Origin of the sequence: Aliarcobacter vitoriensis (genome assembly GCF_048320235.1) — a bacterium.
GTDB lineage: Bacteria > Campylobacterota > Campylobacteria > Campylobacterales > Arcobacteraceae > Aliarcobacter > Aliarcobacter vitoriensis.
In genome coordinates this window covers 1,155,057-1,170,843 of sequence record NZ_CP182882.1, presented here as the reverse complement: position 1 = coordinate 1,170,843, position 15,787 = coordinate 1,155,057, and the positions used below count along the sequence as shown (strand labels likewise).

The 15,787-nt window shown below is 27.0% G+C and carries 19 protein-coding genes and 4 tRNA genes; 21 read left to right on the top strand and 2 right to left on the bottom strand.

Annotation, left to right across the window (positions count from 1 at the left end):
- Positions 1-29 precede the first annotated feature (29 nt).
- Positions 30-536: a hypothetical protein gene (locus tag ACNSOS_RS05895; RefSeq protein ID WP_418186296.1), complete on the top strand. Its 507-nt coding sequence runs from the start codon at positions 30-32 to the stop codon at positions 534-536.
- Between the two features lie 23 nt (positions 537-559).
- Here the strand turns inward: ACNSOS_RS05895 and ACNSOS_RS05890 are convergent, their stop codons facing one another.
- Positions 560-880 carry a cytochrome C gene (locus ACNSOS_RS05890; RefSeq protein WP_418186295.1) on the bottom strand — a complete coding sequence of 107 codons (321 nt, stop codon included), beginning with the start codon at positions 878-880 and terminating at the stop codon, positions 560-562.
- Between the two features lie 96 nt (positions 881-976).
- Here ACNSOS_RS05890 and ACNSOS_RS05885 point away from each other — a divergent pair, with 96 nt between their 5' ends.
- The 17 genes from ACNSOS_RS05885 to ACNSOS_RS05805 all read left to right on the top strand — a co-directional run bounded on the left by ACNSOS_RS05885 (position 977) and on the right by ACNSOS_RS05805 (position 12,955).
- Positions 977-2,305: an NFACT RNA binding domain-containing protein gene (locus ACNSOS_RS05885; protein ID WP_418186294.1), complete on the top strand. Its 1,329-nt coding sequence runs from the start codon at positions 977-979 to the stop codon at positions 2,303-2,305.
- A 98-nt stretch (positions 2,306-2,403) separates the two neighbouring features.
- Positions 2,404-3,180 (top strand): complement resistance protein TraT, encoded by a 777-nt coding sequence (locus tag ACNSOS_RS05880; RefSeq protein ID WP_418186293.1) that lies wholly within the window; start codon positions 2,404-2,406, stop codon positions 3,178-3,180.
- 130 nt (positions 3,181-3,310) lie between these two features.
- The gene (locus ACNSOS_RS05875) at positions 3,311-4,069 is read left to right on the top strand and encodes a phosphatidate cytidylyltransferase (protein WP_418186292.1); all 759 of its coding nucleotides are present in this window, start codon (positions 3,311-3,313) and stop codon (positions 4,067-4,069) included.
- Positions 4,066-5,133, top strand: a complete 1,068-nt coding sequence (dxr, locus tag ACNSOS_RS05870) for a 1-deoxy-D-xylulose-5-phosphate reductoisomerase (RefSeq protein WP_418186291.1) — start codon at positions 4,066-4,068, stop codon at positions 5,131-5,133. The genes ACNSOS_RS05875 and dxr overlap by 4 nt, the downstream gene beginning before the upstream one ends.
- A complete protein-coding gene (locus ACNSOS_RS05865) occupies positions 5,123-5,401 on the top strand; it encodes a hypothetical protein (RefSeq protein ID WP_418186290.1) in 279 nt (92 codons plus the stop codon). Before dxr ends, ACNSOS_RS05865 begins: the two co-directional genes overlap by 11 nt.
- Positions 5,402-5,404: 3 nt before the next feature.
- Positions 5,405-5,956: an RBBP9/YdeN family alpha/beta hydrolase gene (locus ACNSOS_RS05860; protein ID WP_418186289.1), complete on the top strand. Its 552-nt coding sequence runs from the start codon at positions 5,405-5,407 to the stop codon at positions 5,954-5,956.
- A 3-nt stretch (positions 5,957-5,959) separates the two neighbouring features.
- The gene (gene tsaD / locus ACNSOS_RS05855; protein WP_418186288.1) at positions 5,960-6,955 is read left to right on the top strand and encodes a tRNA (adenosine(37)-N6)-threonylcarbamoyltransferase complex transferase subunit TsaD; all 996 of its coding nucleotides are present in this window, start codon (positions 5,960-5,962) and stop codon (positions 6,953-6,955) included.
- Positions 6,956-7,303 (top strand): translation initiation factor SUI1, encoded by a 348-nt coding sequence (locus ACNSOS_RS05850; RefSeq protein ID WP_418186287.1) that lies wholly within the window; start codon positions 6,956-6,958, stop codon positions 7,301-7,303.
- Positions 7,304-7,323: 20 nt separating this feature from the next.
- Entirely contained in the window at positions 7,324-8,709 is a 1,386-nt protein-coding gene (locus ACNSOS_RS05845) for an NAD(P)H-hydrate dehydratase (protein WP_418186286.1), read from the top strand.
- Entirely contained in the window at positions 8,706-9,017 is a 312-nt protein-coding gene (gene cutA / locus ACNSOS_RS05840) for a divalent-cation tolerance protein CutA (protein ID WP_113909993.1), read from the top strand. The genes ACNSOS_RS05845 and cutA overlap by 4 nt, the downstream gene beginning before the upstream one ends.
- Complete coding sequence (locus ACNSOS_RS05835) at positions 9,014-9,793, top strand: thiazole synthase (protein ID WP_418186285.1); 780 nt, start codon at positions 9,014-9,016, stop codon at positions 9,791-9,793. Before cutA ends, ACNSOS_RS05835 begins: the two co-directional genes overlap by 4 nt.
- 110 nt (positions 9,794-9,903) lie before the next feature.
- Positions 9,904-9,981, top strand: a tRNA-Pro gene (locus tag ACNSOS_RS05830).
- A gap of 11 nt (positions 9,982-9,992) precedes the next feature.
- Positions 9,993-10,069, top strand: a tRNA-His gene (locus ACNSOS_RS05825).
- A 14-nt stretch (positions 10,070-10,083) separates the two neighbouring features.
- Positions 10,084-10,160 (top strand) — tRNA-Arg (locus ACNSOS_RS05820).
- A 4-nt stretch (positions 10,161-10,164) separates the two neighbouring features.
- A tRNA-Leu gene (locus ACNSOS_RS05815) sits at positions 10,165-10,249 on the top strand.
- A gap of 319 nt (positions 10,250-10,568) precedes the next feature.
- Complete coding sequence (locus tag ACNSOS_RS05810; RefSeq protein WP_418186284.1) at positions 10,569-10,772, top strand: hypothetical protein; 204 nt, start codon at positions 10,569-10,571, stop codon at positions 10,770-10,772.
- Between the two features lie 236 nt (positions 10,773-11,008).
- Positions 11,009-12,955: a TonB-dependent receptor gene (locus tag ACNSOS_RS05805; RefSeq protein ID WP_418186283.1), complete on the top strand. Its 1,947-nt coding sequence runs from the start codon at positions 11,009-11,011 to the stop codon at positions 12,953-12,955.
- 64 nt (positions 12,956-13,019) lie between these two features.
- Here ACNSOS_RS05805 and ACNSOS_RS05800 read toward each other — a convergent pair whose 3' ends face one another.
- The gene (locus tag ACNSOS_RS05800; RefSeq protein ID WP_113895410.1) at positions 13,020-13,262 is read right to left on the bottom strand and encodes a hypothetical protein; all 243 of its coding nucleotides are present in this window, start codon (positions 13,260-13,262) and stop codon (positions 13,020-13,022) included.
- Between the two features lie 74 nt (positions 13,263-13,336).
- On the opposite strand from ACNSOS_RS05800, the gene ACNSOS_RS05795 reads away from it, so the two are divergent.
- The 3 genes from ACNSOS_RS05795 (at position 13,337) to ACNSOS_RS05785 (ending at position 15,777) form a co-directional block, all read left to right on the top strand.
- Positions 13,337-14,143, top strand: a complete 807-nt coding sequence (locus ACNSOS_RS05795; RefSeq protein ID WP_418186282.1) for a phosphatidylserine decarboxylase — start codon at positions 13,337-13,339, stop codon at positions 14,141-14,143.
- The gene (locus tag ACNSOS_RS05790) at positions 14,127-15,491 is read left to right on the top strand and encodes an EAL domain-containing protein (protein ID WP_418186281.1); all 1,365 of its coding nucleotides are present in this window, start codon (positions 14,127-14,129) and stop codon (positions 15,489-15,491) included. Before ACNSOS_RS05795 ends, ACNSOS_RS05790 begins: the two co-directional genes overlap by 17 nt.
- A gap of 61 nt (positions 15,492-15,552) precedes the next feature.
- Positions 15,553-15,777: a hypothetical protein gene (locus ACNSOS_RS05785; protein ID WP_113895407.1), complete on the top strand. Its 225-nt coding sequence runs from the start codon at positions 15,553-15,555 to the stop codon at positions 15,775-15,777.
- The last annotated feature ends 10 nt before the right edge of the window (positions 15,778-15,787 follow it).

The following is a 15,787-nucleotide window of genomic DNA, read 5'->3' as shown; positions in this document are numbered from 1 at the left end:
AATTTAGTAAAAATAAGTTACAATTTGGAATGATTTTAAATATTTCAAAAATAAAAACAGAAGCTTTATTACTGTTTTGTAAAGATTTAATAAACTCTTATAAAGGTATTGAATCAGCTTTAAATGTTGATAAAATACTATATGAAGAGTTTAAAAAAATAAATGAAGATATGTTTACACAATTATCAAATCTTACATGTGAAGCACAATATTATATAAATAATCAAAAAAATTTTAAAATAAGAGCTATTTTGAAATGCTATAATTTTTTGAGTAAAGAATTAAGTAAAAATTTAAAAGAAAATGAAGAATTTAATCCTTCTATGCTCTATTTTTCATTTCTAGCACTTTGGTTTAAAGAACTAAATAAAGAGAGTAATAGTAAAGAGTATATATATTTTACGTTATATCCGTATTCAAAAATATATGATAAATTTTTAATAAAATTAAAAGATATAGAGTATAGAAGTATAAATATAAAAATGATAGATTTAGCTGAAAAAATAATATATAAGTATGAAAAAATATCTTTATAAAAGGTCATTTGACCTTTTATAAATTAACAAGAAGGTACATTTCCTGAATCTTTTGCAAATTCTATAGAAAAGTCTATAATGTTCTCTAATAAATTTGTTTTTATACTTCCAATTTCATATTTTGGACATATTCGTTTGATTTCATCTTCAAATTTACCATCAGATTTTATTTGTCTCCACTCTTCTTGAGTATGTTTTACTGCAAATTTTGCTCCATCCATTCCACAAGGTTCTTTTAAAAATTTTATAAAAGCCTTTTGTCCTTTTGCAGCATCTGCAAATAATGAAGTTGTAGATATCCCTAACAATAAACTACTTGCTACTAATACTTTCAATAATTTCATATTGTACTCCTAAATTTATTTTCGATACAATTATAACTACTAGATATAAAAATTATCTGAAATAATATAGTAAAAAATAAAAAATAAAGAGAAAAAATGAAATATTTTATACTTAAAAGCTTAATTGAATACTTACAAGATAAAGCCCAACTTGTAAAGCATATAAGACGAATTGATAATAATATTATCATAATAGAATTTAATAATAAAAATATTATATATTTTGATTTATCCAAGTCGAATGCAACAATTTTTAAATCGAAAAATATTATTTCATCTAAAAAAGATTTTAATGCTCCTTTTGATGTAGTTTTACAAAAACGATTTACCAATGCAAAAATAGAAGAGATTAAACTACACAATGATGATAAAATCATAAGTATTAAAGTTTCATCTTCATCTTCATATAAAAAGCAATTTACAATCTTACAACTTGAATTTACTGGAAAATATACTAATATTATCATTTTAGATGAAAATAGATTCATTTTGGAAGCTTTAAGGCATATTGATGAATATTCATCATTTAGAGTTGTAAAAGTAGGTGTAAAACTTGACGAGATACCTAAAAAAGATTTTATACCTAAAATTGAAAAGATTGAAGATATTGAAGAGTATTTACATAAAATTTATGAAGAAAAAGAAAAAGATAATTTACAAGTTGTTAAAAAGCAAAAAATTCAAATAATAGATAAAAATATAAAAAAGTTAGAAAATATTTTAAAAGATTTACCGAAAAAAGAGGAGTTAGAAATAGAATCAAATGAACTTTATATAAAATCAAATCTTATTTTGGCAAATTTACATAATATTGTTTCATATCAAAAATATTTAGAAATTGAAGATTATGATGGGAAAAGTATTAAAATAGATTTACAAAATATGCAAAATCCTGCAAAATATACAAATGATTTATTTAAAAAAGCAAGAAGAGTAAAACAAAAAGCACAAAATATCTGTATAGAAGAAGATAATATAAAAGAGAAATTAGAGTATTTAAAGAAGTTGAAATTAAATATTCAAAATGCAAATTCTATTGAAGAGTGTGAATTTTTATATCCAAAAAAAGATAAAAATCAAACAAAAACAAAGAAAGAGAAAAATTATGAAAGTTTCTTTTTTGAAGGATACAAAATACTTTTAGGCTCAAATGAACGAGAAAATATATATTTACTTGAAAATTCAAAGGCAAGTGATTTTTGGTTTCATCTAAAAGATAGACCATCTTGTCATGTAATAGTTCAAAATAGTAAAAAAGATATACCAAAATCTATTATAGAAAAGGCTGCAATATTGTGTGCAAAGTTTAGTGTTGATTTTGGCGGAAGCTATGAAGTAGATTTTACACAAAGAAGAAATGTTAAAATACAAAAAGGTGCAAATGTTTTATATAATCCTTATGAAACAATTGTAGTTAAATTATAAAATCTTTATAACAAATATTTTTTGCAATGATTTCAAATATAATTTAGGATTTAAATTGTAGAATCAAAATCAAATTTTCATTTAGGAGACTTTTTATTATGAACAAATTTAAGAGTTTAGGTTTGAGTGTTGCTGTAGCAACTCTATTTTTTAGTGGTTGTGCTACAACTGAATTGCAAACTAATGCTAAAATGACACAAAGTGTTTTTATAAATCCAGTAAAAAAAGAGTTAAAAACTGTATTTGTTTCTACAAGAAATACAAGTGGGCAAAAAATAAATCTTGAAAGCACAATAATATCTGAACTTCAAGCTAAAGGGTACAAAGTTGTAGATGATCCAGATGCTGCAACATATGTTTTATTAACAAATGTTTTATATTGTGATAAGAAACAAGAAAACAATGCAGGAGCAGGAGCTTTAGGAGCTGGAGCAGTTGGAGCTGGAGTTGCTGGATATAATCATGGTGGAGCTGGTGGTTCAATAGCTGCTGGTTTAGGAGCTGCTTTGATTGGAGGATTAATAGCAAAAGCAACTGAAGATACAATTTTTCAAATGCAAGTTGATATTGTTATAAGAGAAAAGGCTAAAGGTCCTGTTTATGCTTCAAATTCAAATGTTGCTGGACAATCTAGTGTAAATGATAGTAAAAAAGCAGGATTTATGAATAGTTTTGGTGGAAGTGTAAAAGATGCAAATTCAACTGGAAAGTTAAATTCAAATATGGCAAATGCACAAACACAAAGTTTTGAAGCTGACTATATAGAACACAAAACAATGATGTTTGCAGAAGCTACAAAAATGAAATTAACTTTAGAAGAAGCTACTCCAATTTTAGAACAACAAATTTCAAATCAAATTTCTGGATTATTTTAAAATTATAAGACTCGAAATATTGTATTTTGAGTCTTACCTTATTACTCAACAAATAAAAATTATCAATAAATATAATTAAAAGCCAATTTTTAGTAGAATAACATAATTTTCAATTTAAGGTTTATTAGATATGCTAGAAATTTTGGGTGGATTATCAACAAGAGTTAAAACAGGGATTGTTTTGATAATAGTAATGTTATTGATAGGTTATATAGATTCATATTTTCTATTTTGGTTAGTATTTGGAATTGTGCTTATGGTAGCAATCTCTGAAGCAAAAGATTTGTATAAGTTAGAAGGAAATAGCATATACATTTATGTTGCTTTACTTTGGATAGCTGTATATTTTTATCCAATGCCTGTTGATCTTATATTTATCGTTGCTTTAGGATATGCCTCTCAACTTGCATATAAAAGAAAGCTTGATAAAAAAATGTTTTTACCATTGTTTTATCCGACAGCTTCGTTTGTATTTTTAATGGCACTTTATAGCGAATTTGGAGTTATGGTACTATTTTGGCTTTTAATGATAGTTGCTGCTACTGATACAGGAGCATATTTTGCAGGAAAAGCTTTTGGTAAAACTCAATTTTGTGAAACAAGTCCAAATAAAACTTTAGAAGGTGTTATCGGTGGTATGGTGCTTGCAGTTATTTTAGGAACATTAACTTCTATAAATGATATAGGAATTCTAGGCGCTATTATAGTTTCTGCTATTGTTTCTTTATCATCAGTTTTTGGTGATTTGTATGAAAGTTATTTAAAAAGAGAAGCTGGAGTGAAAGATAGTGGAAGTATCTTACCAGGTCATGGTGGAGTCTTAGATAGAGTTGATGGATATTTATTTGGGGCCATAGTTATGCTTGTGTTATTAAGGATAATTATTTGATATTGCTTGGAAGTACAGGCTCTATAGGAGTTAATACTTTAGCAATAGCAAAAAAATACAATCTCAATGTTGAAGTTTTAGTAGCTGGAAAAAATATAGAGCTACTAAACCAACAAATAAAAGAGTTCAATCCAAAAAAAGTTGTAGTTGGTTTTGAAAGTGATATAAAATTTGTAAATCACACAAATGTAACTTTTGGAGAAAAAGCAATTTTGGAAGCTATTGAAAACAGTTCATCCCAAACTGTTGTAAATGCTTTGGTTGGATTTTTAGGTCTTAAACCAACTTTAAAAGCAATAGAATGTGGTAAAAAAGTAGCTTTAGCAAATAAAGAGTCTTTAGTTGTTGCTGGAAAATTTATAAATCAAGAAAAGTTAAGTCCGATAGATAGTGAACATTTTGGGCTTTGGTATTTATTACAAGATAAAAAAATAGAATCTATGACAATAACTGCAAGTGGTGGTTCTTTTAGAGATTATCCACTAGAAAATTTAAAAAATGTTTCTATCAAAGAGGCTTTGAATCATCCAAATTGGAAAATGGGAAACAAAATAACAATAGATAGTGCAACAATGACAAATAAAATATTTGAGTTGATAGAAGCAGCATGGCTTTTTAATACAAATAAGATTGATGCAATAATTGAAAGAAAATCACTTATTCATGCTTTGGTAAATTTTAAAGATGGAAGTACAACAGCTCATATAGCTAATGCTTCTATGCAACTTCCAATAGCTTATGCAATTTTAGGAAAAGTTGATGAGGAGATTTTAAAACCAGTTGATTTAGTAGAAGTTGGTTCTTTTGAGTTTCAAAAAATTGAACAAGAAAGATATCCCATTTGGGAATATAAAAATGAGATATTGAATAATCTTGATTTAGGAGTTATTTTAAATGCTTCAAATGAAGTTGCAGTTGAAAAATTTTTAAATGGAAAAATAGGGTTTTTAGATATTTCAAAAATAACAATAAAAGCTTTAGAAAAATTTTACAATATAAAAGCAAATTCAATAGATGATATTTTTCAAATAGATAAAGAAGTGAGAAATTATTGTGGGGCTTGATTTACTTATACCTTTTGGAATTTTAATATTACTAGTTATATATTTAATTTATACTAGAACAAAATTTGAAAAAGATATGTTGAATTTGTATGAGAAAAAATTTGAAGAGTGGAAAGAACAAAATCCAACTTCAAATGAAACAAAACCGCATAAAGATTTTGTAGGATTAGTTTTTAAAGAAGATTACAAAATAAGTATAGAAATAATTGATAATAGTATAGAAGATAGACTTAAAAGAGGAAAGTTTGATATTATTTGTAAGGAATAAAATATGAGTAAAAGAGTATTAATTCTTCATGGACTTAGTGGAAGTGCATATCCACATTGGCAAAGCCATTTAGCTTCAGATTTAATTAAAGAGAACTATATAGTATCTTTTCCTGAACTTCCAAATAAAAATAGTCCTAATTTACAAGAGTGGAAAACTTTTGTAAAAAAAGAGCTAGATCATTTTAAACCAGATATTATTGTTTGTCACTCTTTAGCAAATATTTTATGGTTTCATATTTGCGATGAACTTGATATAGAACTTGATAAACTTATGTTAGTTGCTCCTGTAAGAAATGAAGAATTAAAAGAGGCAAAAACATTTTTTCCTTATCCTGAGTCAAAAAATTTAAGAGCAAAAGAGATTATAATGGCTTGTTCTACAAATGATCCATATATGAGTTTGGAAGAGGCAATATCTTTGCAAAGTAAACTAAATATTGGTATGAAAATTATGGAAAATGCTGGACATATAAATCCAAGTGCTGGATTTGGAAAACTTGATTGTGCTCTTGATTGGATAAAAAGAGAAGAAGTTTGTGAAAAACAAGGATAATATATGATACTAGCGATTGAGAGTTCATGTGATGATAGCTCTATTTCTATTACAAAAATAGATACTTTAGAACTGATTTTTCATAAAAAAATATCTCAAGAACTACAACATAGCATCTATGGTGGAGTTGTTCCAGAACTTGCAGCTAGATTACATATTGAAGCATTGCCTAAAATTTTGGAAGAGTGTAAAGAATATTTTTCACAATTAAAAGCTATTGCTGTTACGAATTCACCAGGACTTAGTGTAACTTTAACTGAAGGTGTAGCTATGGCAAAAGCATTGAGTATCTCTTTGAATCTTCCACTTATTGCTGTAAATCATCTAAAAGGGCATATTTATTCTCTTTTTATTGAAAAAAAGGAAATATTGCCAATAACTGTTTTACTTGTATCTGGTGGACACACACAAATAATTCAGGCAAATAGTTTAAATGATATGAAAGTATTAGCAACTACGATAGATGATAGTTTTGGAGAGAGCTTTGATAAAGTTTCTAAAATGCTAAGTCTCGGATACCCTGGTGGTCCAATAGTAGAAAAATATGCACAAAAAGGAGATAGTAACAGGTTTGATTTACCAGTTCCACTTTCTCAAAGTCCAAAAATAGAGTTTAGTTATTCTGGACTTAAAAATGCAGTTAGATTGAAAGTTGAGGATTTAGAACGCACCAATTTAGAAGAGCAAGATAAATATGATATTTGTGCAAGTTTTCAAAAAACTGCTTCAGCTCATATCTTGCAAAAATTAAAAAAACTTTTTAAACAAAAAGCTCCTAAAAATTTTGCAATAGTTGGAGGAGCAAGTGCGAATATATATTTAAGAAGCCAAATTGAAAAACTTTGTTTTGATTTTGGTGTAAAATTATATTTAAGCGAATTAAAATATTGTTCAGACAATGCAGCTATGATAGGAAGAGTTGCAGTTGAACAATATAAAATAAAAGATTTTGTAAAAGTAAACGAAATAGATATAAAAACGAGAGTAAAGGAGATATAGATGAGTTTAGCAAGTAAATTGGCTTTAGGGCTTGGTGCAAAACTTGATGGTGAACATTTTGATACAAAAAAAGAAGATAAAAAAAAGCCTAAAAAGGATGAAAAAACTCTTTTACCAAAAAATCAACACCAATTAGTTTTTGGTTTTGAAAAGAGAAATGGAAAACCAGTTACAACAATTGGAAAATTTCAAATTGAAGATGAAAAGAGAAAAGAGATTTTAAAATTGCTTAAAACTCAACTTGCATGTGGTGGTTCGATAAAAGATGAGAGCATAGAAATACAAGGTGATTTAAAAGATAAAATCAGAATAATTTTAGTTGATAATGGATGGAAATTTAAAAACTAAAAATTAATAGGAGAAGGCTCATGCAAAAAATATTTGATGAGGTAAATAGTTTAGATAAAAGATCTTATGAAAAGTTTTTTTTAACTGAAGATATTTTGATGGAACATGCAGCTTTCTCTATTTATACTTATATAGAAAATAACTTTAAAAAAAATAGTACTATTTTAATTGTTTGTGGAAGTGGAAATAATGGAGCAGATGGTTTAGCATTAGCTAGGCTTTTATATAAAAAATTCGATATAAAAATATACTTAGCAAATGAGCCAAAATCTTCTATGGCAAAAATTCAATATGAAAGAATAAAAAGTTTAGATATCACAATATCTGAAAATCTTTTTGAAGCAGATATTTTGATTGATTGTTTATTTGGAACGGGATTAAATAGATCTTTAGATGAAAATAGTAAAACTTTAATTTCAAAACTAAATAGTTTCAATTCTTTTAAAATTGCTTGTGATATTCCAAGCGGAATTAATAATGTAGGACAAATAGAAAATATTGCTTTTAAAGCAGATGTTACTATAACTATGGGAGCTTTGAAACTTTCACTTTTTAGTGATGTAGTAAAAGATTTTATAGGAGAAATTCAAGTTTCTAATTTAGGAATTCAAAGAGAAATTTATGAAATACAAACAAATAAATTTTTACTTGAATTAAGTGATATGAATCTTCCATTTCGCGATAAAAATAATTCTCATAAAGGAACATTTGGACATACAAATATAATAATTGGTTCAAAAACTGGTGCAGGAATTATCTCTTGCGATTCAGCTTTTGCTTTTGGTTGTGGATTAGTAACTGCAATATCAAAAGAAGATTTAGATTTACCATATCATATTATGCAAGATAGAAAAATTAGTAAAAATTGTACATCTATTTCAATTGGAATGGGATTGGGAGAGTATGAAAAAGATGAAATTGAAAAGATTTTAAAAACAGATATTTTAAAAGTTATTGATGCTGATTTGTTCTATGAAAAATTACTTTTAAAATATTTAGATGAAAAGATAGTTTTAACTCCACATCCAAAGGAGTTTATCTCACTTTTAAAACTTACAAATATTGCTGATGTTTCTATTGAAGAATTACAAAATAATAGATTTTTATATGTAGAAAAGTTTTGTAAGAAATATCCAAAAGTTGTACTTTTACTAAAAGGTGCAAATGTAATAATCGCACAAAATGAAGAAATATTTATAAATAACTTTGGAAGAGCAGTTTTAAGTAAAGGTGGAAGTGGAGATGTCTTAAGTGGATTAATAGCTTCACTTTTAGCACAAGGATATGATAGATTAGAAGCTTGTATAACTGCAAGTTTAGCTCATACAACGGCTTCAAATAACTATTCAAAAAATAATTATTCGCTAAGTCCTCAAGAATTAATAGAAGAGATAAAGAAATTATGAATTGTGTAGTTATACAAACAACTTGTTCTTCAAAAGATGAAGCAAAAAATATAGCTAAAGCTTTGGTAGAATCTAAACTTGTTGCTTGTGTTCAACTTTTTGAAATAGAGTCGATATATAATTGGGAAGATAAATTATGTTGCCAGAATGAAACACTTTTAAATATAAAGACAAAAAAAGTAAATTTTTCTAAAATTAAAAGCAAAATCTTAGAACTTCATAGTTATGATGTGCCAGAAATTATCGAGATAGATATTTCAAATATTAGTGAAGATTATTTAAAATTTATAAAGGAAAATACAATATGAGCGATATATTAAAAATTGGAAAATATGAATTAAATAGTAGGTTGATAGTTGGTAGTGGAAAATACAAAGATTTTGCCACAACAAGAGAAGCAACACTTGCAAGTGGAAGTGAACTTATAACTGTTGCCATAAGAAGAGTAAATATTACAAATCCAAATGAAGAAAACTTATTGGATTATTTCAAAGATACAAATATCAAATTTTTACCAAATAGTGCGGGATGTAAAAATTCAGATGAAGCTGTTACTACTTTTAGATTGATGAGAGAAGCAACGGGAATAGATTTGATAAAACTTGAAATTATTGGAGATTTTAGTAAAACTTTATATCCAGATGTAATTGAAACTATCAAAGCTTGTGAAATATTAAAAAAAGATGGTTTTACAGTTATGGCATATACAAGTGATGATTTAATTGTTGCTAAAAGACTTGAAGATGCTGGAGCAGATGCTATTATGCCTTTAGCTGCTCCTATTGGAAGTGGTTTAGGTGTTCAAAATAGATATAATGTTGCTTTTATAAAAGATGCAGTAAATGTTCCAGTTATTGTTGATGCTGGAGTTGGTTGTGCAAGTGATGCTGCTATTTGTATGGAACTTGGAGCAGATGGAGTTTTGACAAATACTGCTATTGCTTGTGCTCAAGATCCAATTATGATGGCTCAAGCTATGAAATATGCAGTAATATCTGGAAGAATGGGATATAAAGCTGGAAGAATAGCTAAAAAGCCTTACGCAAGTGCTAGTTCTCCACTTGATGGATTGATTCAATTTTAAGAATTTTGATAGAAATTAAAGAAAATTACAAATTTACTTTGATTTCTATTGACAAATGATAAAATATATAATATAATTCCGTCCACTTTTTGTAATTAAAAGGTGTTTTTCGGGGCGTAGCGCAGTCTGGTTAGCGCACCTGGTTTGGGACCAGGGGGCCGGAGGTTCGAATCCTCTCGCCCCGACCATTTATTTCATGGTAGGTATAGCTCAGTTGGTTAGAGCATCGGGTTGTGGTTCCGAGGGTCGTGGGTTCGAGCCCCATTATCTACCCCATTTATTTTTACTATGCTTCCATAGCTCAGCTGGATAGAGCAACGCCCTTCTAAGGCGTAGGCCGTACGTTCGAATCGTACTGGGAGTACCACTTTGCGGATGTGGTGAAATTGGTATACACGCCAGACTTAGGATCTGGTGCCTCACGGTGTGAGAGTTCGAGTCTCTCCATCCGCACCACTTATTTTAAATCATATTCAAATCTTACTTTATAATATAAAATCTTTAATTTTTCTAATATGTTTAATTAAAAGTTACACTAAAATATTAATTAAAACTTAAACTTCTAAATTTAGATATATCAAAATCAAACAAATAAATTATAAAATACAATACAACAATTAAAAAGTTTTAATTTACAAATAGTGGTTTTTGTTACCAAAGGTAACTCTAGCTAACAAATTTCAAAATTCTTTTGCAAAAATTGTCCATTTTTTTCATTTAAATCGTCTTACTATATAGAGAAACAAATTCTCAAAATTAATACAAAGGATTTAGGATGAAAAACAAAGTTTTCATTTCAGTTGTAACATCATTGATGTTAGGTAGTTCTTTTGCAAATGCAAAAGAGATAAGTTTACAAGAAGCAGTAGAGAATATAGTAAAGAAATATAATGTAACATATATTTCAAAATCAAAAGATTTGAAGAATAAAATAGTAGATTCAGAAAAGTTAAGTTTCGGGGGGGGGGTACGGTATTAGATAGTTTAAATAGTGTACTAGAAGAACATAATCTTAAAGCTATTCAAGAAGATGGTGTAATATATATAATAGAAAAACCAAAATATCAAAACTTTGGTAATACTACTGTTTTAGATGAAATATCTGTTTCTAGTTCTAATTATAAAAATGGTTCTGCAGAATCAGGCTACCTTGTAGAAGAAACAAAAGGTGTTGGTATTTGGAATGAAAGAAAACTACAAGATACTCCATACTCAATGAGTATAATCTCAAAAGATTTAATCGAAAATGTTCAAGCAAAAGATATGAATCAAATATTTAAAATGAATCCAACTACTCAAGAAACCAAAGGAGATTCAACAAACACAGGAGATGTTCAATCTACATATATTCGAGGTTTTAATGTAAGAAATCCAATAGTAAACGGTATTTCATATTCTAGTGGAATTTCAAGTACACCAATGATGCAAGATATAGAGAGAGTTGAAATTATCAGTGGAGCAACTGGCTTTTTATATGGTGGTGGAAGAGTTGGTGGAGCAGTAAACTATATCACTAAAAAACCAACAACAAAAGATTTAAGAAATATTACTATTGGAAGTTATGGAAATGAATCATATTATGGACATATTGATTTAGGTGGACAGTTCGATGAAAATAATACTTTTGGATATAGAATAAATGCTTTATATCAAAATGGTGAACTTCCAAATGAAACTAATAAAGAACAAAAAACCGTTAGTTTAGTTTTTGATTGGAAACCAACAGATAATTTTTATACTGATCTAAAATATTCATATAAAGATAGTTTAGAAAAAGGTGCATATTCTTATTTTACATCATGGATGCCAAATTTAGATAGAGATAGTATTAAAAAGAATAAAAGTTATAGTCCTGATTGGATACAAAACGAAATAAAATCAAATAGAGTTGAAAATAATATCATATATGATATTAATGATATTTTTACTTTACGAACAAATACTTTTTATGAGAAAATAAAACATAGAGCAGATGATTCTAGTGTTTTTGTAGGTAATGGAGGTATAGTAATACCAAGTTTTTCAGAATATTGGAAAGGTGCTAAACAAGAAACAGAAAACTATGGAGCAAATCTATTTATTGACTCAAAATTTGATACAGCAAGTATAAATCATATATTGACTATGGGTTATTCTTTAAGTTCAAGTAAAAGATATACTCATGCTGATGGAGGAATATTTTATACATTACCAAATGGAAATAATAGTTTAAATGATTTTAAAAATCTTTCTGAACCTGATTGGCTTGGTGATGGATATAGTTATACTGGATATAATACAATTGGAGAACAACCACTTAAACCAAATTCTAAAACTCAATATAAAAATATTTTAATAGGTGATGATATAGTATTTAATGAACAATGGAGTGCTTTATTTGGTGTAAACTATGCAACAGCTATAAATAAAAGCTATTCTAACAATACAAAATATGATAAATCAGAATTAACTCCAACATTATCACTTATATATAAACCTTTTGACGATTTAACAACTTATGCAACTTATATTGAGAGTTTAGAAGCTGGAACTATTGTTAGTACTACATATAAAAATTCAGGTGAAATTTTAGACCCATATATTAGCAAACAATATGAAATTGGTACAAAATATAGTATTTTAGATGATAAACTATTATTAACAAGTGCATTATTTAGAATAGAAAAAGCAAATCAGTATATAGACAATACAACAACACCAAAATCAACATTAACTCAAGATGGAGAGCAAATACATCAAGGTATTGAAGTTGGAATCACTGGAAAAGTAACTGATAGTTTAACTTTAATAGGAGGTGTAACATTTATGGATTTAAGTTTAGAAAAAGCAACAGATCCAAAACTTGAAGGCAAAAAACCAACAAATACAGCTACTAAAATGGCAAAACTATTTGCTGAGTATCAAATACCTTATATAAATGGTTTATCTATAAATGCAGGAGCTTATTATACAGGTAAGAGATATGCAGATGAAGCAAATACAGATATTTTATCAAGTTATACACTTTATGATGCAGGTTTAAGATATAAAACTAAATTGGACAAATATCCAACCACTTTTAATCTAACTGTACAAAATCTAACTGATGAAGTTTATTGGAATAGTATTTCAGAAGTAGGTGATCCAAGAGCTGTTGCATTTTCTATGAAAATGGAGTTTTAAGAAAGTATAATAAAGAGAGTTTTTACTCTCTTTATTTTCTAAATTATATTAAAATGTAGTTAATTTACATACAACAACCATTTCCACAACAATAAGTTTTTTGCTCTTCTTTATAAAATTTTATGATCAGATTATTAAACATTTCTTGAAGTTCAAAAGTGTGTTTTTTGCAAAAAGTTCTATTCATAATATTTTTCATCTCTATGGCTTTAAGCATTGCATCATCTTTTGAATCAAATTCAAGATTATTTTCTAAATCACTTTTTATAAAACATCCACATCTATCTTGAACAACTATTTTAAACATAAATATCCTTTTAAAAGCAAAAGTCTAGCAAAAAAAAGTTAAAATATTCAATCACAACTTCACAAAGGAATACAATGCACATAACGAATCTTATATCTCAATATTTTGGAAAATTTGCAAAAAAAGAGTTTTCAAAACCTATACAAAAAGTAATAAACAAAAGTTATGCAAAGCTTATGAAAATGGATATGACAGAGTTTAAAAATGCAAAACATTACAAATCTTTAAATGAACTTTTTACAAGAGAGTTTATAATTGATAGACAAATTGATGAGAGTAAAAATATATTTATATCACCAACAGATAGTTTAATTACTGAGTGTGGAAAAATAGAGAATGATACAGCTTTACAAATCAAAGGGATGGAGTATAGTGTTGAAGAGCTTTTGACTTATTATTGTACAGATAGTTTTGAAAAAGTTTTAGATGGAGATTTTATGAATTTTTATCTATCACCAAAAGATTATCATAGATACCATGCACCAGTAGATTTTAAACTAAAAAAACTTATTCATGTTCCTGGTAAACTATATCCAGTTAATTTAAAATATCTAAATAAAGAGTTTGAACTTTTTGTTCAGAATGAAAGAGTAATTTTAGAGTGTGAAAGCCAAGGAAAGATTTTCTTTATGGTGTTTGTTGGGGCTTTAAATGTTGGACAGATGGTATTTACTTTTGAACCACAAGTTGAAACAAATAAGGATACAAAAGAGATAAAAGTGTACACTTATGATAATATTGAAATTACAAAAGGTGAATGTTTAGGGTATTTTAAAATGGGATCAACTGTTGTTATGGTTTGGGAAAAAGATTTCGTTGAACTTGAGAATCTTTTAAGCCAAAATGTTAAGTTTGGTCAGAAAATTGCAACATATAAATGATTTAGAATTATTACTATTAATAATTTCTGTTATTTTATTTCTACTATATTTATTAAGCATAAAAAATGCGAAAGCTAATTGTAAAAAGGTAGTAGAAAATGTAAAAAAAGAGGTAGAGAATAGACTCTACAATGATGAACTTACAAATCTAAAAAATCGAAAAGCTTTAGAAGATTATATAAAAAATAAAGATAGTGTAGTTACTATTTTACTTGATTTGGATTCATTTGAAGATTTGAATGAGCTTTATGGATTTATAAATGCAGAGTTAGTTTTAGTTGAAGTTGCAAAAATACTAAAGGGGTTTGAAAAAAGTTATGATGTAACTGCATATAGATTGAGTGGAGATATTTTTTCTCTTGTAAATGTTAATAATATGCCATTTGATGAAATTTTTCTTTTAATAGAAAAACTAAATCAAACTTTTTCAAATAAAAAGATTTATATAGATGAATTGAAATCAGATATTGTTATTTCAATGACTATGGGAATATCATTATTTCAAGAAGAACCATTGATAACTTCTGCAATGGCTTTAAAAAAAGCAAAATCACTAAATCAAAGTTATTTTGTTTATAACAATGAACTAGATTCAAAAGAGTTAATTATCCAAACTTTGTATTGGCGGGAAAAGATAAAAAAAGCTGTTGAAGAAAAGAGAGTAATACCTTTTTATCAAGCAATAACTGATAAAAATAAGAATGTTATAAAATATGAAACTCTTATGAGGATTGAAGAGATTAATGATAATAATGAAGCTATTTTTGTAACTCCAGATAAATTTTTGGGAATATCATTTAAAACAAAACAGTATTTAGAATTATCAAAGATAATTGTTTCAAAAAGTTTTGAAAATCTTTTAAAAACTGACAAACAAATAAGTATAAATCTGAGTTTTAAAGATATTCTTAACTATGATTTTATAGATTATTTAGATGATATTATGCAAATGCTAAGTTTTGAAGATAAAAGTAGAATTATATTTGAGATTTTGGAAAGTGAAAGCTTAAGTGATTATGATTTCTTAGAAGAGTTTGTTATGAAGTATAAAAAGCATGGCATTAAAATAGCTATTGATGATTTTGGAAGTGGATATTCAAACTTTTTACGAATTCTTAGAATAAAACCCGATTATATAAAGATAGATGGAAGTTTAATTAAAAATATAGATGCAGATATAAACTCTTATGAAATTGTAAAATCAATCATAGCTTTTTGCAAAACTTTGAATATAAAAACTATTGCTGAATTTGTACATAGTGAAGAGATTTTTAATCTTTTGATAGAGTTAGATGTAGATGAGTTTCAAGGTTACTATTTGGGAAAACCACAAATTATTTTTGAATAGATTAATCTAAAAAAAAGCAATTTAGTGTAAAATTTGTATATCACTTTTAAGGAGATTTAAGATGACAATAGTTACAAAGTTAAAAGAGTTCGATTTAGCAGGAACAAAAAAAGGTAAAATAACAGTTTCGAATGTAACTGAACCTTATGGAAAAGATACAGCCGATATATTAAGTATTGGAATAGCTTTGAATGGTGAAGATGTACAATGGAAAGCACATATTCCATATGAAAATATAGATGAGTTAATTTCAGCTTTGCAAGAAGCAAAAGCATCTAAAAAGTAATAATAAACTA